The 23,302-nt window shown below is 66.4% G+C and carries 21 protein-coding genes and 1 pseudogene; 13 read left to right on the top strand and 9 right to left on the bottom strand.

The window, feature by feature from the left end; all coding sequences use genetic code 11:
- The first annotated feature begins 35 nt into the window (after positions 1-35).
- Positions 36-581 carry an NMCC_0638 family (lipo)protein gene (locus LQ564_RS17025; RefSeq protein WP_231059302.1) on the top strand — a complete coding sequence of 182 codons (546 nt, stop codon included), beginning with the start codon at positions 36-38 and terminating at the stop codon, positions 579-581.
- Between the two features lie 67 nt (positions 582-648).
- On the opposite strand, the gene LQ564_RS17020 is transcribed toward LQ564_RS17025, so the two are convergent.
- The 3 genes from LQ564_RS17020 to infA form a co-directional block, all read right to left on the bottom strand.
- Positions 649-1,734 (bottom strand): NHL repeat-containing protein, encoded by a 1,086-nt coding sequence (locus LQ564_RS17020; protein WP_231059301.1) that lies wholly within the window; start codon positions 1,732-1,734, stop codon positions 649-651.
- 158 nt (positions 1,735-1,892) lie between these two features.
- The gene (locus tag LQ564_RS17015) at positions 1,893-3,545 is read right to left on the bottom strand and encodes an ATP-binding domain-containing protein (protein WP_231059300.1); all 1,653 of its coding nucleotides are present in this window, start codon (positions 3,543-3,545) and stop codon (positions 1,893-1,895) included.
- A 412-nt stretch (positions 3,546-3,957) separates the two neighbouring features.
- The gene (gene infA, locus LQ564_RS17010) at positions 3,958-4,221 is read right to left on the bottom strand and encodes a translation initiation factor IF-1 (RefSeq protein ID WP_231059299.1); all 264 of its coding nucleotides are present in this window, start codon (positions 4,219-4,221) and stop codon (positions 3,958-3,960) included.
- A gap of 809 nt (positions 4,222-5,030) precedes the next feature.
- On the opposite strand from infA, the gene leuA reads away from it, so the two are divergent.
- The 9 genes from leuA to LQ564_RS16965 all read left to right on the top strand — a co-directional run bounded on the left by leuA (position 5,031) and on the right by LQ564_RS16965 (position 14,341).
- Positions 5,031-6,719, top strand: coding sequence for a 2-isopropylmalate synthase (leuA, locus tag LQ564_RS17005; RefSeq protein ID WP_231059344.1), 1,689 nt, complete (start codon positions 5,031-5,033; stop codon positions 6,717-6,719).
- 139 nt (positions 6,720-6,858) lie between these two features.
- The gene (locus LQ564_RS17000; RefSeq protein WP_231059298.1) at positions 6,859-9,969 is read left to right on the top strand and encodes a polymer-forming cytoskeletal protein; all 3,111 of its coding nucleotides are present in this window, start codon (positions 6,859-6,861) and stop codon (positions 9,967-9,969) included.
- Positions 9,966-10,487 carry a pilus assembly FimT family protein gene (locus tag LQ564_RS25855; protein ID WP_269143578.1) on the top strand — a complete coding sequence of 174 codons (522 nt, stop codon included), beginning with the start codon at positions 9,966-9,968 and terminating at the stop codon, positions 10,485-10,487. The genes LQ564_RS17000 and LQ564_RS25855 overlap by 4 nt, the downstream gene beginning before the upstream one ends.
- 13 nt (positions 10,488-10,500) lie before the next feature.
- Positions 10,501-10,941, top strand: a complete 441-nt coding sequence (locus LQ564_RS16990; RefSeq protein ID WP_231059297.1) for a prepilin-type N-terminal cleavage/methylation domain-containing protein — start codon at positions 10,501-10,503, stop codon at positions 10,939-10,941.
- Positions 10,938-11,789, top strand: coding sequence for a type II secretion system protein (locus LQ564_RS16985; RefSeq protein ID WP_231059296.1), 852 nt, complete (start codon positions 10,938-10,940; stop codon positions 11,787-11,789). Before LQ564_RS16990 ends, LQ564_RS16985 begins: the two co-directional genes overlap by 4 nt.
- On the top strand, positions 11,786-12,280 hold the full coding sequence (locus LQ564_RS16980; RefSeq protein WP_231059295.1) for an MSHA biogenesis protein MshP: 495 nt from the start codon (positions 11,786-11,788) through the stop codon (positions 12,278-12,280). Before LQ564_RS16985 ends, LQ564_RS16980 begins: the two co-directional genes overlap by 4 nt.
- Before the next feature lie 115 nt (positions 12,281-12,395).
- Positions 12,396-13,136 (top strand): SDR family oxidoreductase, encoded by a 741-nt coding sequence (locus tag LQ564_RS16975; RefSeq protein WP_231059294.1) that lies wholly within the window; start codon positions 12,396-12,398, stop codon positions 13,134-13,136.
- A 22-nt stretch (positions 13,137-13,158) separates the two neighbouring features.
- Positions 13,159-13,803 (top strand): HAD-IA family hydrolase, encoded by a 645-nt coding sequence (locus LQ564_RS16970; RefSeq protein ID WP_231059293.1) that lies wholly within the window; start codon positions 13,159-13,161, stop codon positions 13,801-13,803.
- A gap of 82 nt (positions 13,804-13,885) precedes the next feature.
- Positions 13,886-14,341 (top strand): hypothetical protein, encoded by a 456-nt coding sequence (locus LQ564_RS16965; RefSeq protein WP_231059292.1) that lies wholly within the window; start codon positions 13,886-13,888, stop codon positions 14,339-14,341.
- Positions 14,342-14,467: 126 nt separating this feature from the next.
- On the opposite strand, the gene LQ564_RS16960 is transcribed toward LQ564_RS16965, so the two are convergent.
- From LQ564_RS16960 to folE, 3 genes and pseudogenes are all read right to left on the bottom strand, one after another.
- A complete protein-coding gene (locus tag LQ564_RS16960; protein WP_231059291.1) occupies positions 14,468-15,076 on the bottom strand; it encodes a phosphatase PAP2 family protein in 609 nt (202 codons plus the stop codon).
- Between the two features lie 172 nt (positions 15,077-15,248).
- Positions 15,249-15,524 (bottom strand): annotated as a pseudogene (locus LQ564_RS16955) (transposase); the annotation flags it as partial.
- A 146-nt stretch (positions 15,525-15,670) separates the two neighbouring features.
- Complete coding sequence (folE, locus tag LQ564_RS16950; RefSeq protein WP_231059290.1) at positions 15,671-16,237, bottom strand: GTP cyclohydrolase I FolE; 567 nt, start codon at positions 16,235-16,237, stop codon at positions 15,671-15,673.
- A 143-nt stretch (positions 16,238-16,380) separates the two neighbouring features.
- Here folE and LQ564_RS16945 point away from each other — a divergent pair, with 143 nt between their 5' ends.
- Entirely contained in the window at positions 16,381-17,250 is an 870-nt protein-coding gene (locus tag LQ564_RS16945; protein WP_231059289.1) for a hypothetical protein, read from the top strand.
- Positions 17,251-17,268: 18 nt separating this feature from the next.
- Here the strand turns inward: LQ564_RS16945 and nudC are convergent, their stop codons facing one another.
- Positions 17,269-18,093 carry an NAD(+) diphosphatase gene (gene nudC, locus LQ564_RS16940; RefSeq protein WP_231059288.1) on the bottom strand — a complete coding sequence of 275 codons (825 nt, stop codon included), beginning with the start codon at positions 18,091-18,093 and terminating at the stop codon, positions 17,269-17,271.
- 176 nt (positions 18,094-18,269) lie between these two features.
- Here nudC and LQ564_RS16935 point away from each other — a divergent pair, with 176 nt between their 5' ends.
- Positions 18,270-19,925, top strand: coding sequence for a carbamoyltransferase family protein (locus LQ564_RS16935; RefSeq protein ID WP_231059287.1), 1,656 nt, complete (start codon positions 18,270-18,272; stop codon positions 19,923-19,925).
- Between the two features lie 40 nt (positions 19,926-19,965).
- Positions 19,966-21,018: a glycosyltransferase family 9 protein gene (locus LQ564_RS16930; RefSeq protein WP_231059286.1), complete on the top strand. Its 1,053-nt coding sequence runs from the start codon at positions 19,966-19,968 to the stop codon at positions 21,016-21,018.
- Positions 21,019-21,113: 95 nt separating this feature from the next.
- On the opposite strand, the gene LQ564_RS16925 is transcribed toward LQ564_RS16930, so the two are convergent.
- Entirely contained in the window at positions 21,114-22,268 is a 1,155-nt protein-coding gene (locus LQ564_RS16925) for an MFS transporter (RefSeq protein WP_231059285.1), read from the bottom strand.
- Between the two features lie 600 nt (positions 22,269-22,868).
- Positions 22,869-23,294 carry an organic hydroperoxide resistance protein gene (locus LQ564_RS16920; RefSeq protein ID WP_231059284.1) on the bottom strand — a complete coding sequence of 142 codons (426 nt, stop codon included), beginning with the start codon at positions 23,292-23,294 and terminating at the stop codon, positions 22,869-22,871.
- Between the last annotated feature and the right edge of the window lie 8 nt (positions 23,295-23,302).

Raw genomic sequence — 23,302 nt, 5'->3', positions numbered from 1 at the left:
CATGGTAAGGTCATACCAACCCAGCCGGAGCACGAATGCACACGCTGTTGCGCAATGCCGCCATCACCATCGGAGGGACCTTGCTTTCTTCAATCGCCATCGCCGCGCCTGAGCAGCAGGCCGCCGCGTTCATGGATATCTATTCCTCGCACTGCCTGAAGTACCTGCACGACTTCGACGGGCTGCGCAAGCACCTGGATTCCTCGCAGCAGTTGCCGGCCGAGAAGGCGGCGATGTTCCTGCAGGGAGCCAAGGGCAATGCCTGGGTCGTTCCCAGCCAGCATGGGCAGTTCGTGCTGGTCGTTCACCAGGACAAGAACCTGTGTGCGCTGTACGCCAAGACCGTTCCGGCGGAAGCGACCAAGGCGCTGTTCGAGAAGGCCATGAGCCGTGCGCCGGCGCCGTTCAAGAGCGAGCGCAAGCGCAACTCGTCGGACAAGGGGGCGGATGGGGTCAAGAGCACGGTGGCTTATGAGTGGAGTACGGAGCAGTCGGCGCGCAAGCCGCTGTTTGCGTTGACGGTTACGACCAGTAAGTCGAGTGTGGCGCAGGGGGTGGCGACTGCGGCGATTGGCCACTGAATCGAGGAACTTGGGCACCGGCCAAGGGGGACGCCTAGTCCCGGTGCGACGGTCTCCAAGTTAGCGCTTAGGGCAGCACGATCTTGATGACGGCGTGGCCTGTCGTGGCGTAGTAGTTGCCCTTGCCGTCGGTCGTGAGACCGGTGATGTTGGGGAAGCTGCCCGGCAGGGCGCCAGTGGCCAGGGTGGTGGACTTCAGCGTGCCGGCGGCCGTCGTCACGACGCCGGCGGACGTGATCTTGCGCACCAGGTTGTTGACGTTGTCCGCCGCGTACACGTTGCCCTGCGGGTCGAGCGCCAGCGCGACCACTTGTTCGAAGCGGGCGGCGCTGCCGGTGCCGTCGGCCGAGCCGCGCTGGGTCGGCGCGCCAGCCAGCACGCTCAGGGTATTGGAGCCGTTGGTCCGGGCGATCGTCGCCTCCAGGCTGAAGACGTAGACGTTGTCGCTCTTGTCCACGGCCACGCCACGCTGGTTGTAGATCCTGGTGCCGGACACATTGTTCAGCAATTGCGTCCCTTCGAACATGGTCACCGCGCCGTTCTGCGTGATGCGGCGCGTGCTGTGGCCGTTGGCCACGATGACGTTCGCGCGCGAGTCGACGGCCAGCCCGGCGACATACACCGAGGCGTAGCTGCGGCTGTCCACATTGTTCCCTATCAGGATCTCGGTGAAGGTGTCGACCTGCCCCGCCGTGTTCACGCGGCGCACCAGGGCGTTGTCGCCGACATACAGGATATTGTCCGGGCCGATCGCCAGCGCAACCGGATTCCTGAAGCGCGCACCGGCGCCGGTGCCATTGATGGAGCCGGGGTTCTCGGCCGAACCGGCCAGCGTGGTCACGACGCCGGCCGGCGTGATGCGGCGGATCGTGAAGTTGCCGGTGTCCGCCACGTAGAGGTTGCCCGCGGTATCGATGGCGATGCCGGACGGAGCACGGAAGCGCGCGGCGGCGCCGGTGGCGTTCGTGTTGCCGGCGGTGTTCACGTCGCCGGCGACGATGCTGATGGCCGGGGCCGGCGGTGGCGCGGGATCGTCCTCGTCGTCGTCGCGCGGAGGATGCTCGCCGCAGGCGGCCAGCAGCACCATCAGCGCCGATGCGCCGAGCATTCGCAGGCGCATCCGTTCGACTTTTCCCCCAACCTGTTGTTTCATCTTCGTCTCCACGATACCGTCGAGAGATGCTAGCACGCGGCGCCCGTCCACAGGCAAGCCCCACCATTTCGTCCGCATAAAATGCCAGTTCACGGATGTGTTGGACGACTTCACGGCGCCGAAGCTGTGCGCCCTGTTCCGCGCCATCGCCGGCGAGCTTACTCCTCGACGTCGCCGCCGCTGCTCATTCGGTCGAAGAACTGCGCCGAGGCCCGCTCGCTCATCACCAGCACCAGCTTCAGGCGCGCGCGCGTCATGCCCACGAAAAGTTTGCGCAGGGTGAGTTCGTCCATCTCCTCGAAGTCGATCTCGGTGAAGATCAGCGCCGGCGCCGACTGGCCCTTGAAGCGGTAGACCGATTCGGCCAGCAATCCGCCTTCGCGGAACACCGGGTTGCCGAACAGGTCGTAGGCGCCGGTGAAGGAGCGCAGCGTGTGTGCGTCGCTCAGTTTATCGAGCTTGAGGATGGCGGATTTCTCGCGTCCGCGGAAGGAACAGATCGCGATGTCCTGGCGCCCGAAGCCAGCGGCCAGGCAGGAGGTGACGGCGCGCCGGGTCTGGTTCAGCATGGCCTCGACGTCGCCTTCCGGGTACAGCATCTCCTCGATGTCGGCGCCCTTGAACGGGCTGCCCGCCTCCACCGGCTGGCTCACCGCGCCGATCGAGGACAGCATCTGCACCACTTCCCGCGGACTGCGGTAGTTGGTGTTCGAGTGCAGCACCACCCAGCCGGGCAGCGCCACCATCTCTTTGCCATACAGATTCTGGTCCGGGTCTTCCAGCCAAATGGCGCGCCCGCCGTTCTTCAGCATGCGCAGCACGATGTCGCGCCAGGCCTGGGTGAAATCCTGGCCCTCGTCGACGATCAGGACGTCGTAGTGCCAGGTCTCGGGCAGGTCGGCCGAGGCCAGCACGCCCTCGATCTCGGTCCAGACGTCGGGCTTGCCGTAGTCCGGGCTCTCGCCTTTGGCGCGCAGCCAGGCGTCGCACAGTTCGTGGAAGTTGGCGACCCGCCCGCCGGGCGGCACCAGGCGCTGGATGTGGTCGGCCAGCGGCCGGTTGAAGCAGACATAGAGCGGGCGCAGGCCGGCGTCGATGGCGGCCGTGTATTCGCTCAGGGCCAGCTGGGTCTTGCCGCTGCCGGCGGTGCCGACCACGCGCAGGCGGAACGGCGAGAATTCGAGCCGGCGCGCCCAGGTGGCCAGGCCGCCGGACAGGCGCGTCACCATCTGCGTGGCGCAGCCGATCATCGAGCTCGGGTCGGGGCGCAGGCTCAGGGTGTCGCCGAGGTAGCGGGTGACGCGGTCGAACTCCTCGGTGCGCGCGGTGACGGGCAGGATCTCGCGGATCTTGGCGCCCAGGCGGCCCTTGGTGGTGGCGTCGATGATGTGGCTGGGGTCGATGCCGGCCTGGACCGGGTCCTTGACGATGTAGTCGGGGCAGTACAGCAGGTAGTCGATCGACAGCTCGCCCTGGTAGCGCTTGGCGAAGCCTTCGATGGTGTGGATGATCTGGTGGCGGATCTTGCGCGGCTTGCCCTGGTAGTTCTTGACCAGGCCATCGCGCGTCTCGCCCAGGAAACCGGCGATCTGCTCGATAAGGAGCAGGCGGCCATTGGGCGCAAGGATGATGAAGTCGATGTCGCCGTAGGCCGAGAAGCCGTGCTCGACGTTGGTCCAGTGCACGCCGTGGTAGATCTCGTAGGGCGTGTCGGACAGACGCTTTTCCAGCAGCGTCAGCGTTTCGATCTCGCGGGCGGCGGCGCCGGTGACGGACATCTCGCGCCAGCCGGCTGGATGGATGTGGGCCATGGTCGGATTCGCCTGTATTTTGAGTTATCAACATTGTAATGCCGATCACACGATGGCAAACACGCGGTAGGTATGGACGAAAAAAAAGCCCGCGTTTGCGAGCTTCATTTCAAGCATTACCGATTTATCGCCGCTCCAGCCCATGCTATCTGCGTGGTGCGGAGCTGATGGCCACCAATGCTATCTGCAAGGTGTGGCCGCTGTACAGGCTGACTGATATGTCGAAAACACACCGTCCGCGAAAGCCGCGCACTGCACAGGCGCGGGAACTGGTTCGGACGGGTCTGGCGGAGCCACAGGCTCTACCCGAAAACAGAGTATAAAAGGTTTTTTGTGCAGTGCACAAAAAATGTGAGCCGGCCTTCCTGCGCCGGCTCCTTCTCGCAGCGCCCCGTGGATGGGCGCCTGCGGTTTAGCGGCGGCGCGGGGCCGGACGCGGGCCGGACGGGCCACGATTTTCGATGTGGCGGAAGGTGATGCGACCCTTGTTGAGGTCGTACGGCGACATCTCGAGGGTGACGCGGTCGCCCGCGATGATGCGGATATGGTTCTTCTTCATGCGGCCCGAGGTATAGGCGATCAACTGGTGACCGTTGTCGAGGTCGACGCGGAAACGCATTTCGGGCAGGATTTCGGAAACGAGCCCGTTCATTTCGATGAGTTCTTCTTTGGCCATGCTGGTTCTCCTGATGCATTGCATGTACGGCCCGGGCGGCGCACGGGTTCGGTAAAGCGTCGGTCGCACCGCCGATGCTGCCTGGCAGTGTTTGGTGCTGGCCGGACCGGGCCAGGTGGAGAGAGAAAAGCGCGCGAGGCGTGGACGGCGGCGCAGCGTTGCGAATCGACTACGGGGCCGGGGGAGAGTCGGAAAGCTTCTTCGACGACACGAAGCCAGTATACCACTTACCGTGCTGCGCTGCAGGACGGCCCCGGTTTTCGTAGGATGGGCGGTCCTCCGCCCACGCGTCCAACTCCCTCTGAACCGACGAAACGGCTGATCATCGGCTGCCTGAACGCGTGGGCGGGGACCGCCCACCCTACGGAAAACCAGAATAATCACGAGCAAAATGTACGATGCGCCGCACAAATTTTTGCTTGACACACCAAAAATACTCTTCTAAAGTCTTTTGCATGTCTTTCCACCCGCATCTGCCATCCCTCCTACCTGCCACCGGCGCGCTAGCGCTGGGCCTGCTACTACGCGCGTAATCCACGCCGTACGTCCCGGCCACAAGCCGGCCCCACAAGCAGTCGCGCAGTCCCAGGAAGTGAACAGATGTCCCCCTTCTCCACCCCAGCATCACCCAGCAAGTCCTCCGGCCCTATCCTGCCGTCAGGTTCGCGCGCATTCGTCCGCCTGCTGCTAAAGCTACCGATCGGTTGCCTGGCCTAGCGTTCCCGCGGCCCGCCCGGCAGCCCCATCGCCGCACTCCCGCCCCATCCAGGGCCTGAAGCGCCACGTAGTCATGCAACCAGGAGCACACGATCATGCTGAAGAATCCCGCCGCCAAATACCGTCCCTTCCCCGCCGTTCCGCTCGCCGACCGCCAGTGGCCAGGCCGCACCATCACCCAGCCGCCGATCTGGATGAGCACCGACCTGCGCGACGGCAACCAGGCCCTGATCGAGCCCATGAGCCCGGAGAAGAAGCTGCGTTTCTTCGAGATGCTGGTGAAAATCGGCGTCAAGGAAATCGAAGTCGGCTTCCCCTCGGCATCGCAGACCGACTTCGACTTCGTGCGCATGCTGGTCGAGGAAAACCGCATCCCGGACGACGTCACCATCATCGTCCTGACCCAGGCGCGCGATGAGCTGATCCGCCGCACCGTGGAATCGGCGGTGGGCGCCAAGCGCGCCATCGTCCACATCTACAACTCGGTGGCGCCAGTGTTCCGCCGCGTGGTGTTCGGCATGGAGCGCGAGGAGATCGTGCAGATCGCCGTGAAGGGCACGCAGCTGATCAAGGAACTGGTCGCCCAGCACCCGCAGACGCAATGGGGCCTCGAGTATTCGCCGGAGTCGTTCTCGACCACCGAGCTCGATTTCTCCAAGCAGATCGTCGATGCAGTGGGCGCCGTGTGGCAGCCGACGCCCGGCAACAAGATGATCGTCAACCTGCCCTCCACCGTGGAAGCGGCCACCCCGAACGTCTACGCCGACCAGATCGAGTGGATGTGCCGTCACCTCGACAATCGCGAGTCGCTCGTCATCAGCGTCCACCCGCACAACGACCGCGGCACGGCGGTGGCGGCCGCCGAACTGGCCGTGATGGCCGGCGCCGACCGGGTCGAGGGCTGCCTGTTCGGCAACGGCGAACGCACCGGCAACGTCGACCTGGTCACCCTCGCCATGAACCTCTACACGCAAGGCGTCGCCCCGGGCCTGGACTTCTCCGACATCGACGCGGTGCGCCAGCTGGTCGAGGAATGCAACCAGCTGCCGGTCCACCCGCGCCACCCCTATGTGGGCGACCTGGTGTTCACGGCGTTTTCCGGCTCGCACCAGGATGCGATCAAGAAGGGTTTTGCGAAGCAGCAGCCGGACGCGATCTGGGAAGTGCCCTACCTCCCGATCGACCCGGCCGACCTGGGACGCAGCTACGACGCCGTCATCCGCGTCAACAGCCAGTCGGGCAAGGGCGGCATGGCCTACCTGCTGCAGCAGGAATATGGCCTCGAGCTGCCGCGCCGCCTGCAGATCGAATTCTCGCGCGCGGTGCAGCGCATGGCCGATAGCACCGGCCGCGAAGTGGTGGCCTCCGACATCCACGCCCTGTTCTCGCGCGAATACCTGGAGCAGGACCGGCCCTACGACTACGTGGCCCACCGCATGGTCGAGGACAGCGCGCACGGCGTGCAGATCGACCTCGACGTCACCCAGGGCGGCGCGAAGCAGGCCTGCCGCGGCGCCGGCAACGGCCCGATCGACGCCTTCGTGAATGCGCTCGGCCTCGACATCCGCCTGATGGACTACCACGAGCACGCGATCGGCCGCGGCGCCGACGCCCGCGCCGCCTGCTACGTCGAGCTGCGCGTCGGCGATGGCGCGACCCTGTTCGGGGTCGGCATCGACAGCAATATCGTGACGGCTTCGTTCCGCGCGGTGCTGTCGGCGGTGAACCGCCACCTGGCGCAGGCCGGGGAGCAGGGTGCGCCGGTCGCCCGGGCAGCGTAAAACAGACGGGTTCGTTATCAGCTTGACCAGAGGAGGTTGCTTTAACGAAAAATTCGTTGTGGCGTTCCATTAACTCATGCACACTTTCGGGAATTGACGCTTTGATACAAGACAAGTTGTGTCCATTCCCTACCCATTCATGCTGAACCTTGCCCGCGCGCTCACGAAGCGCCGCGGACCGTCGGCATGGATGGCGGCCTGCCTGCTGGCGCTGGCGGGCATGCTGGGCAGCGGCGCGGCGCAGGCCACCACCTACACCTTCAACGGCAACGCCGTCGACAGCTGCACCCTGTCGAACAAGGTCTACACCTGCCCCTATCCGGCCTATCTGGAATGGAACGATGCGGTCGTCATCGGCAGCGGCTACACGCTCAAGGTCACCAACAACGTCGCGGTCGGCTGGAACCAGGGCCTGTCGATGGGCAGCGGCGCCAGGCTCATCGTCACGGGCGACCTGGACCTCAACGCCATCAATCCGGCCAACCTGAAAATCTCCGGCGGCGACATCGAAGTCGGCGGCACCTTCTCGATGGGCGCCTCGCAGCACACGGCGACCGCCAACATCAGCGCCGGCGCCATCCAGCTGGGCACCGACCGCGTCACCATCACCGGCAACCTCACCTCGCGCGGCGTGGTCAACATCAGCTCCTCGTCGCGCATCACCGGCGACGTCAGGGGCACGGTCGTGACGGCCGGTTCGCCGGTCACCATCACCGGCGACGTCAATGCCAGCAGCAAGTTCTCGCTCGGATCCGGCAGCACCGTCAGCGGCGACGTCACGGCGCCGGTGTTCGACATGCTGGCCTCCGGCAGCCGGGTGACGGGGACCATCGTCGCCACCACCTCGATGACCATGGGTTCCGGGAACACCGTCACCGGCAGCATCACGACCGGCACCTTCAGCATGGAAGCCTCGGGCAGCAAGGTCACCGGCAACGTGACCGCGACGAAAAGCATGACCATGGGTTCGGGCAATGCGGTCACCGGCAACGTCGACACCGGCGACCTGCTGCTGCAATCTTCCAGCGCCGTCATCACCGGCGACGCGCGCGTGAACTGGGCGACGCTGGAGTGGGCCGGACGGGTGACCGGCACGATCTACTGCAAGAACGGCACCGCGAAGAACAAGTGCGACTGCGTGACCAACAACAGCGGCTACCAGGTGAATTCCACCAACGGGCCGCGCTGCGAAGGACTGGCGCCGGCCACCCCGCACCACTTCCTGATCACGCATGACGGCGAAGGCGACACCTGCCTCGAAGAGAAGATCACCGTCACCGCCTGCGCCAACGCGGCCTGCACCGCGCCGCACTTCGCAGGGGCCGTCACCGGAGGGAAGCTGAAACCCTTCGACGCCGCCTTCTCGATTCCTGCCAATGCCGGCTCGCAGACCGTAAACGTGACCCGCTTCGCCGCAGGCGCGGTCACCCTGGCCCTGGAGGGCGTCAGCGCCCAGGCAGCGACCACCTGCTACCGCACCGGCAACAACAGCGGCAGCTGTTCCATGACCTTCGCAGGCGGGATCAAGCTGCGCGTCGACGTGCCCGACCACGCGGCAGGCGCCGGCGGCATCCTGGCCACGATCCAGGGCGTCAAGGCGAACGCCAGCCAGACCGCCTGCGTCGCCGCCTTCGAGAACAAGACCTACGACGTGAGCTACAGCTGCAACTACAGCAAGCCGAAGACCGGCTCGGAAAAGCTGACGCTGGGCGGCAAGGCGCTCAGCTGCGGCGCCGCCACCGCCAGCGCCGCAACCACCAGCATCCGGACCGAATTCAAGACCGCCGGCATCGCCACGCTGGCGCTGTCCTATCCGGACGCGGGCGAGGTCAGGCTGAACGCCTCCGCCGCCATTCCCGACGACGTGACCGCCACCGGCGCGGGCAACTTCATCACGGTCCCGGCGAAATTCACGCTGGCCCCCGCCGCCGGCCCGCTGCGCGCCGGCGCCGCCTTCAGCGTCGGCGTCACGGCGGTCAACACGGCCGGCGTCAAGACCCCGAATTTCGATACCGCGGCGCTGGACGCCGCCGGCGCGGTCGCGCCCAAGGTCACGCTCGACATCGCCTGCCGCGCGCAGAACGGCGTCACCGACGACGCCTTCGCTTCCGATCTGCTCGCGTTCAAAGGCGGTGTCGCGACCCCGAACGCCAGGTGGTCCGAGGTCGGCAGGATCGACCTTGCCGCCAGCCTGGACGGCTTCATGGGCAACGATGCCCTCAAGGCTGCCGGGTCGACCAATACTGCGGCGGCCGGCAAGTGCTCGGGCAGCGTGGGCGCCTTCATTCCGCAGTACTTCCAGGTGGCGATCGAGCGGCCGGGGACCGAGACGGAACGCACCTGGCACTATTCGCGCGAGCCCTTCGTCATGAAGGTCACGGCCATGAACGCGGCCGGCATCGCTACCCGGAACTTCGATGCCGGGGTCAGGAACCAGACCACGAATGCCGCCTATACCGAGGACGTCAACCTGTCGGTGGTCGACGAGAACGGCGCCGCACTCGCCGCGACGCCGGGCGCCCTGAATGTGGCAGGCGTCGCGCTTACCAAAATCCAGGCGGCGCAGTTCGTGAAGGGCAGCGTGACGCTGCTGCCGAACTATGCGTTCACGAACCTCAAGACCGCGCCGCTCACGATCCGCCTGCGCGGCGCCAACGGCAAGGTGGCGCCGGCCGACGTGACGTCGGCATTCAGCGCCAGCCCCGACCCGGACGCCGGCAAGGAAGCGAAGACCAATATCCGCAGCGGCCGCCTGCGCCTGGTGAACCGCTTCGGCAGCGCGCGCGGCGAACTCAAGATGCCGGTGCTCGCCGAGGTCTGGCGCGGCAGCAGCTGGGTGCAGCATACCGACGACGTCTACACCGCCATCCCGCTCGACGCCTTCGTGGTGGTTCCGAAAAAACAGTCGAATGCGGCTGCGAGCGGAGCGCCGTTCAAGGTGAACAAGTCCAACACCGAGGTCAAGCTCAAGCTCGTGGGCGGCATCGGCGCGCTCGGGCTGATGCCCAGCGGCGGCGGCCCGGGCTGGGGCGACGTCGCCGCCAACCTCGGCGACACCGCTGCCGACAGCGCCTGCATGGAACAGCTTGTCAAGCCGGTGTCGACCGGCGCCAAGCTGCCCTGGCTGCGTTCCCTGAACGTCTGCTCGAAGGACAACAAGCCCGACACCGATCCGTGGGCGCGCGCCACCTTCGGCGTGTTCGAGCCCGAGACCAAGCGCATCATCCACGTGCGCGAGGTGTTCCGATGAAGCGTGCAATGCGGCGCCAGCAGGGCTTCACGATGATCGAGCTGGTCACGGTGATGGTCCTGATCGGCGTCCTGGCGGCGATCGGCATCCCGCGCCTGATGGGCAGCGACAGCACCGGCACGCTGGTGTTCGGCGAGCAGGTCGTGAACGCGGTGCGTTACGCGCACAAGACCGCGATCGCGCGCCGGCGCCTGGTGTGCGCGACCCTGTCCGGCAAGACGGTCCGGCTGCGCATGCGCGAAGCGCCCGGCCTGCCGGCGGCGGGCGGCGCCGCCTGCGCGCTCGGCATCGGCGTCTCGGACACCGAATACGACAGCACCAACAACAGCACGGTGGCGGGCGGCGGCGGCTTCGCGGGCGCGGCGGCGGTGGCGCTGTTCTTCCACCCGGACGGCAGCATCACCCGCGACGCGGCCGGGACCAGCCCGGTGGGCGCGGCCGACACGCTGCAGATCATGGACGGCGGCGTCGCCCAGCGCACCATCAGGATGGAAGGGACGACCGGCTATGTCCAGTAGGCGCATGGAGACCATGATGCGCATGCGCGGCGTCACCCTGGTCGAACTGGTGATCGCCATCGTCATCATCGCGGTCGCGCTCGCGGGCCTGGTGGCCGCCTTTACCCGCGCCACCCGCGCCAGCGTCGATCCGCTGCTGACCCAGCAGATGATCGCGATCGGCGAAAGCATGCTGGAGGAAGCGATGCTCAAGCCCTACACCAACAACAAGGCGCAGGAAGCCAGCCGCGCCGACTACACCGACATCTGGGACTACAACGGCTACCCCGCCGACAGCCCGGTCACCGACGTCGCCGGCAATGCGATCCCGGGACTGGAACGCTACCGCGTCACCGTGCGCGTCAGCCAGGTGGCGCTGACCGATGTCCCGCAAGCGCAGGCGGCGCGCATCAGCGTCACGGTCCGCAGCGGGAACGAGAGCCTGGTGCTGCACGGGTGGAGGACAGAACCATGAAGCGCCAGCATGGATTCACCCTGGTCGAACTGATCGTCGTGATGGTCCTGATCGGCATCATCGCCGGCGTGCTGGCGCTGCAGGTCGGCCCCACCATCCAGGGCTACCTGGCCGTCGAGCGGCGCGCCACCCTCACCAGCCTGGCCGACACCGCGCTGCGCAAGGTCGCGACCGACGTGCGCAGCGCGGTGCCGAACTCGCTGCGCCTGATCACGCCGCAGTGCCTGGAACTGGTGCCGACCATCGACGGCGGCCGCTACCGCGCGGGCCCGGACCGCGACAACGCCGCCGATCCGGGGCGCTTCCTCGATCCCTTCGAGAAGAAGAGCAGCTTCGACGTGCTGACCGCATTCACCAACCCCGTGAGCGCCGGGGACGCGGTCGTGATCGGCAACCAGAACACCGAGGACCTGTACAGCGGCGCCAACATGTTCGGGATCGCGGCCATCGCCAACACGCCGGGCGCCAGCACCGGCGAGCACCGCATCACCCTGGACGCGCCGCAGGAGCTGCCGGCGGGTTACGACGGCGGCCGTTTCGTGGTGGTGCCGGGCGGGCAGCGCTCGGTCATCTATGTCTGTGACGCCACCGGCAAGGTGGCGAACGGCAAGGGCACCGGCACCTTGTACCGGGTCACCAGCGCCACCCTGAACGCCCAGCCCACCTGCCCCACGGTCACCGCCGCCATGCCGATCGTGGCCACCCACGTCGAGAGCTGCGGCTTCGTGTATTCGCCGAACCAGGGCGCGACCCAGGAGAGCGGCTTCGCCCAGCTCCGGCTCAAGCTCACCAACGGCGGCGAGTCGGTGTCGCTGACCATGGGCGCCCACGTGGTGAACGTGCCATGATGCGCCGGCCTCAACGCGGCTTCGCCTACATCGCCGCGGTGGTCATCCTGCTGCTGGTGGCGGGCGTCTCGGTGGCGCTGGTCAGGATGAGCGGCACCCAGCACAGCACCGTCAACCAGACCCTGCTCGGCGTGCGCGCCGGCCAGGCGGCGCGCGCCGGCATCGAATGGATGTTCTACCGCCTGACCCACGACGGCAAGCCGGCCGGCTGCCCGGACAATTCCGCGCTGGTCCAGTTGAACGACTTCAAGGCCGATACCGGCTTCCTGGTCAGCGTCAGCTGCAGCATCACCGCCCAGCAGCCCTTCAACGAGGGCGAGAAGCCGGACGGCACGGTATCGAAGAAATACGTCTACCGGATCGAGGCGGTCGCCTGCAACGGCGGGGCCGCATCCTGCATCGGCAATGCCGGCGTGACCCAGCCGGACTACGTCGAGCGCCGCCGCGTGGCGACCGTGTGCATGACCAGCGAGGGCAGCGACTGCTATTGAGGCATCGCCGCCATTGTTGATCGCAATGGAATAATCAAGCCAGTATTATTGTAATTATCTCTCGCCTGGAATCGTTCATCATGTGGGTATCGCATCCAACCCAAGGAGAAACCGCATGAACCAGGACACCCGACAAGTCGCCATCGTCACCGGCGCATCGCGCGGCATCGGCGCCGCCATCGCCCAGCGCCTGGCCGAGGACGGCTACCGCATCGTTGTCAACTACGCCAGCAATGCCGCCGAAGCCGAGCGCGTGGTGGCCGGCCTGCAGGCCGGCGGCCACGGCGCCGTGGCGATCAAGGCCGACGTCTCCAAAGCCGACGAGGTGCGCGCCCTGTTCGACGGCGCCGAGGGCGCATTCGGCCGGGTCGACGTACTGGTCAACAATGCCGGCGTGCTGAAGACCATGCCGCTGGCCGAGACCAGCGACGAATTGTTCGAGAACACCTTCGGCATCAATGTGCAGGGCACCTTCAACACCCTGCGCGAAGCGGCGCGCCGCCTGAACGACGGCGGGCGCATCGTGAACTTTTCCACCACCGTGCTGGCGATGAAGCTGCCGGGCTATGCGATCTACAGCGCCAGCAAGGCGGCGGTCGAGGCCATGAGCGGCGTGTTCGCCAAGGAATTGCGCGGCCGCCGGATCCGCGTCAACACCGTGGCGCCGGGGCCGGTTGCCACCGAGCTGTTCTTCTCCGGAAAAACGCAGGAACAGATCGACAACTTCGCGAAGATGCCGCCGCTCGAACGCCTCGGCGAGCCGGAGGATATCGCGCGCGTGGTCTCCTTCCTGGTGAGCGAAGAGTCGGGCTGGGTCAATGGCCAGGTGCTGCGCGCCAACGGAGGCACGGCCTGACGCATCCCCTATAATCGGGCGCATGTCCTACCGCCTCGCCATCTTCGACTTCGACGGCACGCTCGCCGATTCCTTCCCGTTCTTCGTGAGCGTGTTCAACCGCATCGCGGACCAGCATGGCTTCCGCCGCGTCGACGCCGAGCAGGTGCAGCAGCTGCGCCACCACGACACCCGCACCATCATGCGCCAGGTCGGCATGCCGGCCTGGAAGCTGCCGCTGGCCTCGCGCAGCTTCATCGGCCTGATGCGCGAGAACGCCGCGCGCATTCCGCTGTTCGAAGGCATCCATGACGTGCTGCACGCACTGGATCGCGAAGGCGTGCGCCTCGCCATCGTGTCCTCGAATTCGGAGCAGAACGTGCGCCTGGTGCTGGGGCCGGCGCTGGAAGAGCTGTTCCACCACTACGAATGCGGCATGTCGATCTTCGGCAAGGCGGCGCGCATCCGCAAGGTGGTCAAGCAGGCCGCGGTGCCGGCCGCGCATGCGCTCTACGTGGGCGACCAGGCCATGGATGCCGAGGCGGCGCGCAAGGTGGGCGTGGCCTTCGGCGCGGTCAGCTGGGGCTATGCGCCAATCGAGGCCCTGCGCCGCATCAAGCCGGACCGCGAGTTCGGCACGCCGGCCGAACTGCTGCAGATCGGGCGCTCACAGGCGCAGCCAGGCTAGCCGTGTCCGGCTTGCACGGCCCGGGGCGCCCTTCTATACTCGGTGGAACATGCACTCCTGCATCATCGACAAGGGTACCACCATGCGCCATCGCTCCCTCCTGCTCGTCCCGCTGCTCGCGCCGCTGCTGCTGGCCGGCTGCGTCAACGATACGGCCAGCTACCAGATCGAAGGCAATGACCACGCCCTGACGGTGCGCGTGGTGCAGGATGTTTTCTGGAGCAAGGAGGGAACGGTGAAATTGACGGCGGCGCACCTGCCGGATTGCCAGCGCCAGATCAGTCTGGGGGACATGCCCTTGTCCGGCCTGGAAATCGAACTGTTCGCTAGCGGCCCCAACCTCTACACCCTGCGCGCGGGCGAGGACACCTGGCAGGTCGAGACCGCCGGCTGCACCCAGCTCGAGGCGCCGGAGGCGGACGCCGTCACCGGCCAGGCGCTGGGCGCCTTCCACTTCGACGCCAACAAGAAACTGGTGTTCGAGGCGGCGGACGCGGCGCCGGGAGCGGATACAGGCAGCAATACGGAAGCGCAGTAGGAGCGCGCGGCCGGCGTGCGGAATACGTCCACGCGTCCTGCGTGCGGCGGACCCGCTCGCGTCAAGCGCCAGGCCTGATGCGATGCCGGCCGCGTCGTCCCTACACGGTCGCCTTCATCAACTTTTTCAAGGGCGCAGCCAGCCGCGTCCGATCGGCAGCGCCAGCACGCGGCGGTACAGGGTCTCTACCCGCGGCAGCACGGCGGCGCTGGCGGCGCGGCCGGCGGCGCTCGACATCAACATGGCCATCGCCGCGGACACCACGAGTGCGCCAAACATGTCCTTCGGCCAATGCACGCCAAGATAGACCCGCGACCAGGCCACCACCAGCGCCAGCGGCAACAGCACCAGGCCGATCCGGCGCACCTGCGCCACCCCGCTGAAGACCAGCACCAGGGCGACCGAGAAGATGCTGGTGGCGTGGTCGCTCGGGAAAGAGCTGTCCGGAGCGTGCAATAGGAAGGTGTGGCCGATCTCCGCGACGAAGGGGCGCGGGCTGTACCAGAGGTGGCCGATCAGGTTGTTGAGGGTCAGGGCGCAGACGGCGGCAAGGAAGGCGCGCAGCGCGATCTCGCGGCGCGGGCCGCTGCCGCCGGTCCACAGCAGCACCAGGGTCAGCGGCACCAGGAAGATCAGCCACTCGGCCGCGAACACGGCGCCGAGCAATTGCCACCCACCCAAGCTGGCTTCGGCGTTGAGGGTGGAGAAGAGGATCAGGTTGAGATGCTCGAACATGGCGCCGCCGAAAGTGATATCAGGAAGTTATCGATCAGCTTAGCGGAGCTCATCCGTCGCACGTTTCGAGAAGTGCAACAGTTTGTGACAATGACGTGACAATACGGCGAAGCACTGCCCCGGCTCAAGCGCGGTTCAGCATGCGCCGCAGCTGGGCCAGCTCGACCTCGCGTCCGGACGCTTCCAGCACGGTTTCCAGCAGCGTACGGTCGCCTTCGCGCAGCATGGTCCACTGGGTGAAATACTCGTGCACCGTGCGCCAGGGCGGAAAGCCGGCCGGCATGTTGCGCCAGGTGCTGCCGGTGTGGAGGAAATACAGGACCGCGCAGAATACGTCGTAGAGATCGTGCTTGCGTGGCCGGGTCTTGCGCCGCGCCGCTTCCAGCATGCGGCGCACGGGCTCAAACTGCTCGCGAGAAATATCGCTGGGATAGGCCGGACGGTCCATGGTCGTCCCCTCCAAAGTAACTTGGAGGGGAGCGATCCGGAACAGGTTCCAAGGCGGGCTGGACTGTCGTAGGGTAGGCGGTCCTCCGCCCACGCGTTCAACCCATGTATGCAGGCCTGCTCAACGGCCTGTCGCTGGCCGGCACATCAATCCCGCGTCAACGCCAGAAACTCGGTCCGCAATGCCAGATTCGGCTGCAACTCACCCAGCATCGCCGAGGTGATGGTCTCTTCGCCGATAGCGCGGATGCCGCGGCTTTCCATGCACATGTGGCGGCACTTGACGACCACGCCGACCGCCTTCGGTTCCAGCACTTCCATCAGCGCGTTGGCGATCTGGATCGTCATGCGCTCCTGCACCTGCAGGCGCTTGGAGAAGATGTCGACCAGGCGGGTCAGCTTCGACAGTCCGACGATCTTCCCGTTCGGCAGGTAGCCGACGGTGGCCTTGCCGAAGAAGGGCGCCAGGTGGTGCTCGCAATGGCTGTAGACCGGGATGCCGCGCACCACGATCAGCTCGTTGTATTCCTCGGCGCCGTCCTCGAAGGCCTTGAGCACTTCGACGGGATCCTGGTCATAGCCCGAGGTCCAGTGCTTCCAGGCCTTCGCCACGCGGTGCGGCGTCTCCTGCAGGCCCGGACGGTCCGGGTCCTCGCCCAGGCTGGTCAAGAGGCGGCGCCAGTCGTGTTCGGAGAAAGCTTCTTTGTCGGACATGGTGAACCTTAAAAAATCGAGTGCCGCAAGTATACAGAAAATGCGCGGGGCCGACCGGACACTGCCAATTTCTTGAGCAAAGTTAATGTGTTCGCATCAAGGCCGGCGTAGCGTGAAAAATTGTTCCCGCTATGGAGACTGCCATGTTCGGAAGCACTGTCCTCGAAGTCGCCATCGGCCTGACATTTTGCTACGGCACCCTGGCGCTGGTCGTCAGTACCTTGCAGGAAGCGCTGGCGGCAGCCTTCAGCCTGCGCGCCAACATGCTCTGCGCCGCCATCAAGCGCATGCTGGACGACCCGCGCTGCGAGGCGCTGGCGCAGAGTCTCTATGACCATCCGCTGGTCAATCCGCACGGCAGCACCGCCAACCGCCGGCCGCTGTCGGTGCGGCTGGCGCGCCCCGGGCCATCCTACATCGAACCGGCCTACTTCGCGATCGCCCTGCTCGACTCGCTGCGCAGCAACCCGGCGATCCCGCTGCAGGCCGCCATCGAAGCCCTGCCCGACGAGCAAGTGAAACGCGTGCTGCTGGCCTTGTACCGCCAGTCGAGCGGCGACTTGCAACGCTTCCAGGACGGCATCGCCGGCTGGTTCAACAGCGCCATGGAACGCCTGTCCGGCGTCTATAAACGGCGCCAGCTCCTGATCTCCTTCCTGCTGGCCCTGCTGCTCACCATCCTGCTCAACGTCGACAGCATCCACCTGTTCCAGACCCTGTGGCAGAACCCGGCCCTCGCCGCCCGGATCAAGGCCGCCCCGACCGCACTCGATGCCGAAGCGCTGCGCCAGCTATGGGTGCTGCCGATCGGCTGGAGCAGCTTCCCGCCGCATCTCGATTCCGCCTTCGCCCTGCAGGTGGCAGGCTGGCTGATCACCGCCGGCACCACCCTGTTCGGCGCACCGTTCTGGTTCGACCTGCTGCAGCGCGCGGTCCAGCTGCGCGGCACCGGCGCCAAGCCGCAGCCGGCGCCGGCGCCTGCGCCCGTCAGGGAAAATGTACCGGCATCGTAGGGTAGTCGGCCGACCGCCCTACCGCCCCGGCGGCCGGTGCGCATCCACCAGCACGCTCGACACCGAAATGTGCGGCACCCGCTCCGGCCATTCGTCATCCGGCCCGAACCAGCGCGCCTCGGCCAGCTCGGTCGCATCGACCCGGATCTCGCCATCCAGGTAGTCGGCCGTAAACGCCAGCATCAGCGAGTGCGGGAAAGGCCAGGCCTGGCTGGCGAAATAGCGCAGGTTCCGCACGCGCAGCCCTACCTCCTCGTACACCTCGCGGTGGATCGCCTCTTCCACCGACTCCCCCGCTTCCAGGAAGCCGGCCAGCGGCACGAAGCGCTTGGTGGGCGAATGCAGGTGCATGGCCAGCAGCACGCTATCGCCCTTCCTGATCAAGACCATCATGGCCGGCGAGATGCGCGGATACGCCATGTGCCCGCATTGCTCGCATTTGTAGCAGCGCTCGCCGGCGGCCAGCAGGGTCGCCCCGCCGCAGGCGCCGCAGAAGCGGTGGGTGCGCGCCCACTCGGCCACCTGGGCCGCGCGCGCCGCCAGGCTGCGCAGCGATTCCTCCATGGTCGAGAACAGCACCGCGCGCAGGCCGAGCAGCACATAGCCCGGCGGTAGCGCCGGCTCGCTGTCGAACCAGCCCGTTTCGCAATAGCGTTCGCCCAGCAGGCCGAGCGGCTGCAGGCGCGTGCGGTCGACGCCGAGGCCTTCGAGCACGGCCGCGTCCGGCAGCGCCAGGTCGTGCTCGCGCACCAGCAGGCGGCCGGCATGGAACAGGAAACTCAGGGGATGGGAATCGGGACGGGCGGCGAACAGCGGGGTGAAGGAGGGCGGTGTCTGGAGCATGGCGGCAAGGTAGAGAACGCGGGGCTTGATGATACCGCCTTTCGCGCGCGTCTTCGTCCGACCCGGTCAGAACGGCGCGCTGCCGCCATGCGAACTATTCGCTGCTCATCCGGCTCAAAGTGTGGCTGATCGCTGCTTGCCCTGGCGGTCTTTTCACACCCTCCACGGAGAGGACCATGGATGATTTCCCTGTCGTGCTCGGCATCAACCGGATTCAGGACGCCAGCATCTGCCTGATGCAGGGCGCGCACCTGGCCTGGGCCATCCAGAAAGAGCGCATCACGCGCCGCAAGCACCACTGGGGCACGCCGGGCGACCTGCGTGATCATTACTGTCCGCGCCTGCCCGGGCTCGACCGGCCGATCGACATCGTGGTCGAATGCTTTTCCTCCGACGAGGAAGAACTGGGCGCCACCCTGCGCCTGGCGCAGGGAGCACGGCGGGTCCGCATCTCGCATCACCTGGCCCACCTCTACAGCGTGTTCCATCCATCGCCCTTCGACGAGGCGGCGGTGATGGTGATCGACGGCCAGGGCAGCCCGGTGGCCGACTTCACCGAGCACTGGAGCGGCGCGGCGACCACGCCGGGCGACTGGCGCGAGGTGTCCTCCTTCTACACCGCCGGCCGCAACGGGGGCGTGCAGTGCATCGGCAAGCAGGTCTGGGATCGCGACGACGAGCGCCTGGTGGGCCTCGGCATGTTCTACTTCCTGCTGACGCAGGCGCTCTTCCCCGGCGAAGGCAACGAAGGCAAGGTCATGGGCCTGGCGCCCTACGGCGACCCGGACGTGCTCGAACTGCCCGCGCTCGAGGTCGAGGGCATGGCGGTCGGCATCCCGCAAGCCTGGCGCGCGCTGCTGCGCGAGCGCAAGCGCTTCCGCTTCGGCGGCGTGGACGCGCGCTTCACCGACAGCGCCAACCTGGCCGCCGCCGGCCAGCGCGCCTTCGAGGACGCCCTGCTGGCGCTGGCGCACTGGCTATACCGCCAGACCGGCGCCGAACACCTGTGCTTCGCCGGCGGCGCCGCCCTGAACTGCTCGGCCAACGCGCGCCTGCTGCGCGAGACCCCGTTCCGGCGCGTCTTCCTGCCGCCCGCGCCCAGCGACGCCGGCACCGCGCTCGGCTGCGCCGTCTACGGCCTGGCGGAACTGGCCGGCGTGCGCAAGCGTTTTCGCTGGACCAGCGACTACCTCGGTCCGCCGCCCCGGCTGGCCGACATCGAAGCCGCGCTCGACGGCGCAAACGACCTCGTCATCGAACAGCCGCGCGGACGCGACGCCCTGTGCGCGCGCATGCTCGATCTGCTGTGCAGCGGCCGCGTGATCGGCCTCTACCAGGGCCGCAGCGAATTCGGCCCGCGCGCGCTGGGCCACCGCAGCATCCTGGCCGACCCGCGCCGCGACCGCGTGCGCGACTGGATCAATGCGCGCGTCAAGGGCCGCGAATGGTTCCGGCCCCTGGCCCCGGTGGTGCCGGAAGAACGCGCGCCGGCCTATTTCGACCTGAGCGGCGCCTCGCCCTTCATGCAGTTCGCCGTCCCGGTGCGTCCCGAGATCGCGCCGATGCTGCCGGCCATCACCCACGTCGACGGCACCGCGCGCCTGCAGACCGTCGGCCCGGACGACGACCCGCTGCTGCGCGCCCTGCTGGCCGGCTTCGAGGTCCGCACCGGGGTGCCGGTGCTGCTCAACACCTCCTTCAACGGCCACGACGAGCCGATCGTCGAGACGCCCTTCGAAGCCGTCGCCGCCTTCCGCAGGACGCCCCTGCACGCGCTGGCCATGCCGCCCTTCCTCGTCACCAAGCGCCACGAGCCGGAGCGGCCCTCATGATCCAGGACATGGCGCACACCAGTCACGGCAGGACGCCGGCATGAAGGGCCGCAGCTTTCTGCAGCGGCATGATGTCCGCAGCGCCATCGTGTTCCGCGCGCTGGAGCTCGGAGACATGCTGTGCGCGGTTCCCGCCTTGCGCGCCCTGCGCGCAGCCTTGCCGGCAGCACGGATCGTACTAGCCGGCCTGCCGTGGATGGCGCAGTTCGTGCAGCGCTTCTCGTCCTATCTGGACGACTTCGTCGCTTTCCCCGGCCATCCCTTGCTGCCCGGGCAGGCGACGCGTCACGACGACTTGCCCGGCTTTTATGCCGGCGTCCGCAAGCAGGGCTTCGATCTGGCTCTCCAGCTGCACGATGGCGCCGAGGTCAGCAATCACATCGTCTCTTTCTTCGGCGCCCGGGCCATGGCAGGTTTTGCGCGCGACACGCCGTCCAGCAGCAACCGTACCCTGCTGCTCCCCTATCCCGGGTCCGGGACGGAATCCGAGCGTTTGCTGCACTTGTGCGAGCGGCTCGGCGCCCCGGCTGCCGGCCGTCATTTCGAATTTCCCTTGCGACCCGGCGACCTGAAGGAGCTCGAAGACAGCCAGGTTGCGCCTGGCCTCGCAACGGGAAGCTATCTCTGCATTCATCCGGGCGCGGGCGGCCAGGCGCAATGCTGGCCGCCGGAACGTTTCGCCACGGTGGCAGACCAGCTGCATGCCGAATTCAGGCTCGCCACGGTCCTGACAGGCGGCAGGAACGACGCTCCCCTCGCGCGCAAGGTCGCGGAGCACATGCGATCGCCCGCGATCGAGGCCGCAGCACCGATATCGATCGGCGCAATGGCTGCACTGATGAGCCGCTCACGCCTGCTGGTCTGCAGCGATACGGGGATCGCCCACATCGCCGCCGGGCTCGGCCTGAACAGCGTCGTCGTATCCGGCAAGGCCGACATCGCGCGCTGGGCGCCGCCGGACCGATTGCGCCATCGCTGCATCTGGGATCCTGGGGCAGAGCGCGGCGCCGTGGTGCTGGAACACGCCCGCGCGCTCCTCACGGGCACGGCGCCCAGCGGGCAACGCGCAGCCGGAATGTGGCCCTACTGGTAATCACGAAAAAAACGCAGACGGCCTTGCGGGCGTCTGCGTCGAAGTGCGGCTTGCGCCGCGCGAGGAAAGGGGCGCCGGCCAGGCCGGCGAAATGCTTACTTCAGCAGGCGGGTGCGGCTGGCGACCAGCGCGATCACCAGGGACAGGCCGCCGACGTAGGCGATGGCTGCCTGCATGCCGACGAAGTGGGCGACGGCGCCGATCACCGGCGGGCCCACCAGGCTGCCGCTGTAGGCCATGCTGGCCACTGCCGCCAGGGCCATCGGGCCTTGGGCGCCGGCCGCGCTGAACACGAAGGGGAACAGCAGCGACATGCCGAGCCCGGCGGCCGCGAAGCCGCCCAGGGCCACGTAGGCGTTCGGGGCCACGACGGCGAAGAACAGGCCGCTTGCCGACACCATCGCACCCAGGGTCACCAGGCGCTGGGCGCCGAAGCGCACTTTCAGCTTGTCGCCGACCAGGCGCGACAGCAGCATCATGACCGAGAAAGCCGACAGGGCCAGCGGCGCCAGGCCGTCGGAGGCGCCGAAGTGTTCTTTCAGGAACACGCCGCTCCAGTCGGCAATGCTGCCTTCCGACATCGAGCCCAGGAAGCCCAGCAGGCCCAGCAGTGCCAGCGGACCGCGCGGCAGCGAGAACGATTTCTTTTCGACCTTCTCGACGCTGTCGTCGGCGTCCATCATGCTGTAGGCGCCCCACAGGACCATGGCCAGGGGACCGGCCAGCATCAGGAAGTGGGTTGCCGGGGCGATCTTCATGCTCGCCATCAGACTGCCGAGCGTCGCGCCCGCCAGGCCGCCGGCGCAGCAAAGACCGTGCAGCATCGACAGTTCCGATTTGCCGGTCAGCTTTTCACGCTTGGTGGCGGAGGAGTTGATGGCGACGTTGAAGGTGCTGGCGGTGATGCCCAGCATCAGGACCGACAGCATCAGGCGCGGCACGGTCGGCGCCATGCCGATCGAGACCAGCACGCACAGCAGGGCCATGCCGGAGATCAGCAGCGCCTTGCGGGCGCCGAAGCGGCCCATCAGGAACGACGAGATCGGATACGACACGACGGCGCCCAGGCCGCCACACAGCAGGACCATCGACAGCGCCGAGTGCGAAACCTGCACGCGCTCGGCCAGGGCCGGGATGCGGCCGGCCCAGGAGCCCATGATCAGGCCGAACAGCGCGAACAGGACCGGTAGTGCCAGCTGCTGTGTTTGCGGAAGAGAAAACGAACGCGGAGTTGAAACAGTGGTTTGCATCGGCTTGCTTGAATTGTTAAATTTTTTCGGTGAACGTTATTTAAATGCAGCCAATCCTGATCGCCTGAAATAATTCCGTCAGGAAGCTGATGGGAGGCAATTTTAAACACCGGAAAAAGTTTTTGTTTGCCGCGCGGAAAAATATTTGAAAGCGTTGTTTTGTGTCGACGCAAAGATGGCAACTTCATTGATGGACAACTATCAAAAGCGCCAAAACAGGGCAATCAATGTATAAAACAAGCTAAATCTCAGCAATTATTGCTGAGTTGCTGGGCAGTGCGCCTTCACCTGCACATCGTTGGAAGACCACCGATCAATGAAGAATGTGCCATTCAAACCGGCCCGACGTATAAAACATTGGTCCAAATGAATTAACAAATCGGTCATTCTCTACGCGTTTTTCGGTTTGTTTATATCCATTATTTTCCTAGCCTATTACCACTGATTAATAATCAGATTGTGAAATCCCTGAATACGCCAATCAGCGATACAAGAAATATCCAGACATAAGCAAATCCATTGTCAAAAACGCAGAAAGCCAGCCGCGCCGGTTCCGGCGGAGGCTGGCCTTTCAGAGAGTCCGGCAAGCCGGACCGTCCATCAAACGAGTTGCAGGGTCACGTCGATATTGCCGCGGGTGGCATTCGAGTACGGGCAGACGATGTGGGCGCGGTCGATCAGGGTGCGCGCCTCGTCTTCCGGCACGCCCGGCAGGCTGATCTGCAGCAGCACTTCGATGCCGAAGCCGGTCGGGATCGGGCCGATGCCGACGCTGCCCTGCACCGACACATCCGGCGAGATTTTGAGCTTGTCGCGCGCCGCGACGAACTTCATCGCTCCCAGGAAGCAGGCCGAGTAACCGGCCGCAAACAGCTGCTCGGGGTTGGTGCCGTCACCGCCGGCGCCGCCCAGCTCCTTCGGGGTCGACAGCTTGACGTCGAGCGCGTTGTCGGAGGAAACGGCGCGGCCGTCACGGCCGCCGGTGGCTTTGGCGCTTGCACGGTAGAGGACTTTTTCGATTGCCATGATGATGC

This window comes from Massilia phyllostachyos (assembly GCF_021044825.1).
Classification (GTDB): domain Bacteria; phylum Pseudomonadota; class Gammaproteobacteria; order Burkholderiales; family Burkholderiaceae_D; genus Telluria; species Telluria phyllostachyos.
The sequence above is the reverse complement of the archived record's forward strand: the minus strand, read 5'-3'. Positions and strand labels throughout refer to the sequence as shown.

Bases quoted from the DNA above. Each gene is read 5' to 3' on its own strand.
- LQ564_RS16980 (WP_231059295.1), top strand. From the start codon at position 11,786: ATGATGCGCCGGCCTCAACGCGGCTTCGCCTACATCGCCGCGGTGGTC.
- infA (WP_231059299.1), bottom strand. From the start codon at position 4,221: ATGGCCAAAGAAGAACTCATCGAAATGAACGGGCTCGTTTCCGAAATC.
- LQ564_RS16920 (WP_231059284.1), bottom strand. From the start codon at position 23,294: ATGGCAATCGAAAAAGTCCTCTACCGTGCAAGCGCCAAAGCCACCGGC.
- LQ564_RS25855 (WP_269143578.1), top strand. From the start codon at position 9,966: ATGAAGCGTGCAATGCGGCGCCAGCAGGGCTTCACGATGATCGAGCTG.
- nudC (WP_231059288.1), bottom strand. From the start codon at position 18,093: ATGCTCCAGACACCGCCCTCCTTCACCCCGCTGTTCGCCGCCCGTCCC.
- folE (WP_231059290.1), bottom strand. From the start codon at position 16,237: ATGTCCGACAAAGAAGCTTTCTCCGAACACGACTGGCGCCGCCTCTTG.
- LQ564_RS16965 (WP_231059292.1), top strand. From the start codon at position 13,886: ATGCGCCATCGCTCCCTCCTGCTCGTCCCGCTGCTCGCGCCGCTGCTG.
- LQ564_RS17000 (WP_231059298.1), top strand. From the start codon at position 6,859: ATGCTGAACCTTGCCCGCGCGCTCACGAAGCGCCGCGGACCGTCGGCA.
- LQ564_RS17015 (WP_231059300.1), bottom strand. From the start codon at position 3,545: ATGGCCCACATCCATCCAGCCGGCTGGCGCGAGATGTCCGTCACCGGC.
- LQ564_RS16975 (WP_231059294.1), top strand. From the start codon at position 12,396: ATGAACCAGGACACCCGACAAGTCGCCATCGTCACCGGCGCATCGCGC.
- LQ564_RS16985 (WP_231059296.1), top strand. From the start codon at position 10,938: ATGAAGCGCCAGCATGGATTCACCCTGGTCGAACTGATCGTCGTGATG.
- LQ564_RS17025 (WP_231059302.1), top strand. From the start codon at position 36: ATGCACACGCTGTTGCGCAATGCCGCCATCACCATCGGAGGGACCTTG.
- LQ564_RS16990 (WP_231059297.1), top strand. From the start codon at position 10,501: ATGATGCGCATGCGCGGCGTCACCCTGGTCGAACTGGTGATCGCCATC.
- LQ564_RS17020 (WP_231059301.1), bottom strand. From the start codon at position 1,734: ATGAAACAACAGGTTGGGGGAAAAGTCGAACGGATGCGCCTGCGAATG.
- LQ564_RS16930 (WP_231059286.1), top strand. From the start codon at position 19,966: ATGAAGGGCCGCAGCTTTCTGCAGCGGCATGATGTCCGCAGCGCCATC.
- LQ564_RS16945 (WP_231059289.1), top strand. From the start codon at position 16,381: ATGTTCGGAAGCACTGTCCTCGAAGTCGCCATCGGCCTGACATTTTGC.
- LQ564_RS16925 (WP_231059285.1), bottom strand. From the start codon at position 22,268: ATGCAAACCACTGTTTCAACTCCGCGTTCGTTTTCTCTTCCGCAAACA.
- LQ564_RS16970 (WP_231059293.1), top strand. From the start codon at position 13,159: ATGTCCTACCGCCTCGCCATCTTCGACTTCGACGGCACGCTCGCCGAT.
- LQ564_RS16935 (WP_231059287.1), top strand. From the start codon at position 18,270: ATGGATGATTTCCCTGTCGTGCTCGGCATCAACCGGATTCAGGACGCC.
- LQ564_RS16960 (WP_231059291.1), bottom strand. From the start codon at position 15,076: ATGTTCGAGCATCTCAACCTGATCCTCTTCTCCACCCTCAACGCCGAA.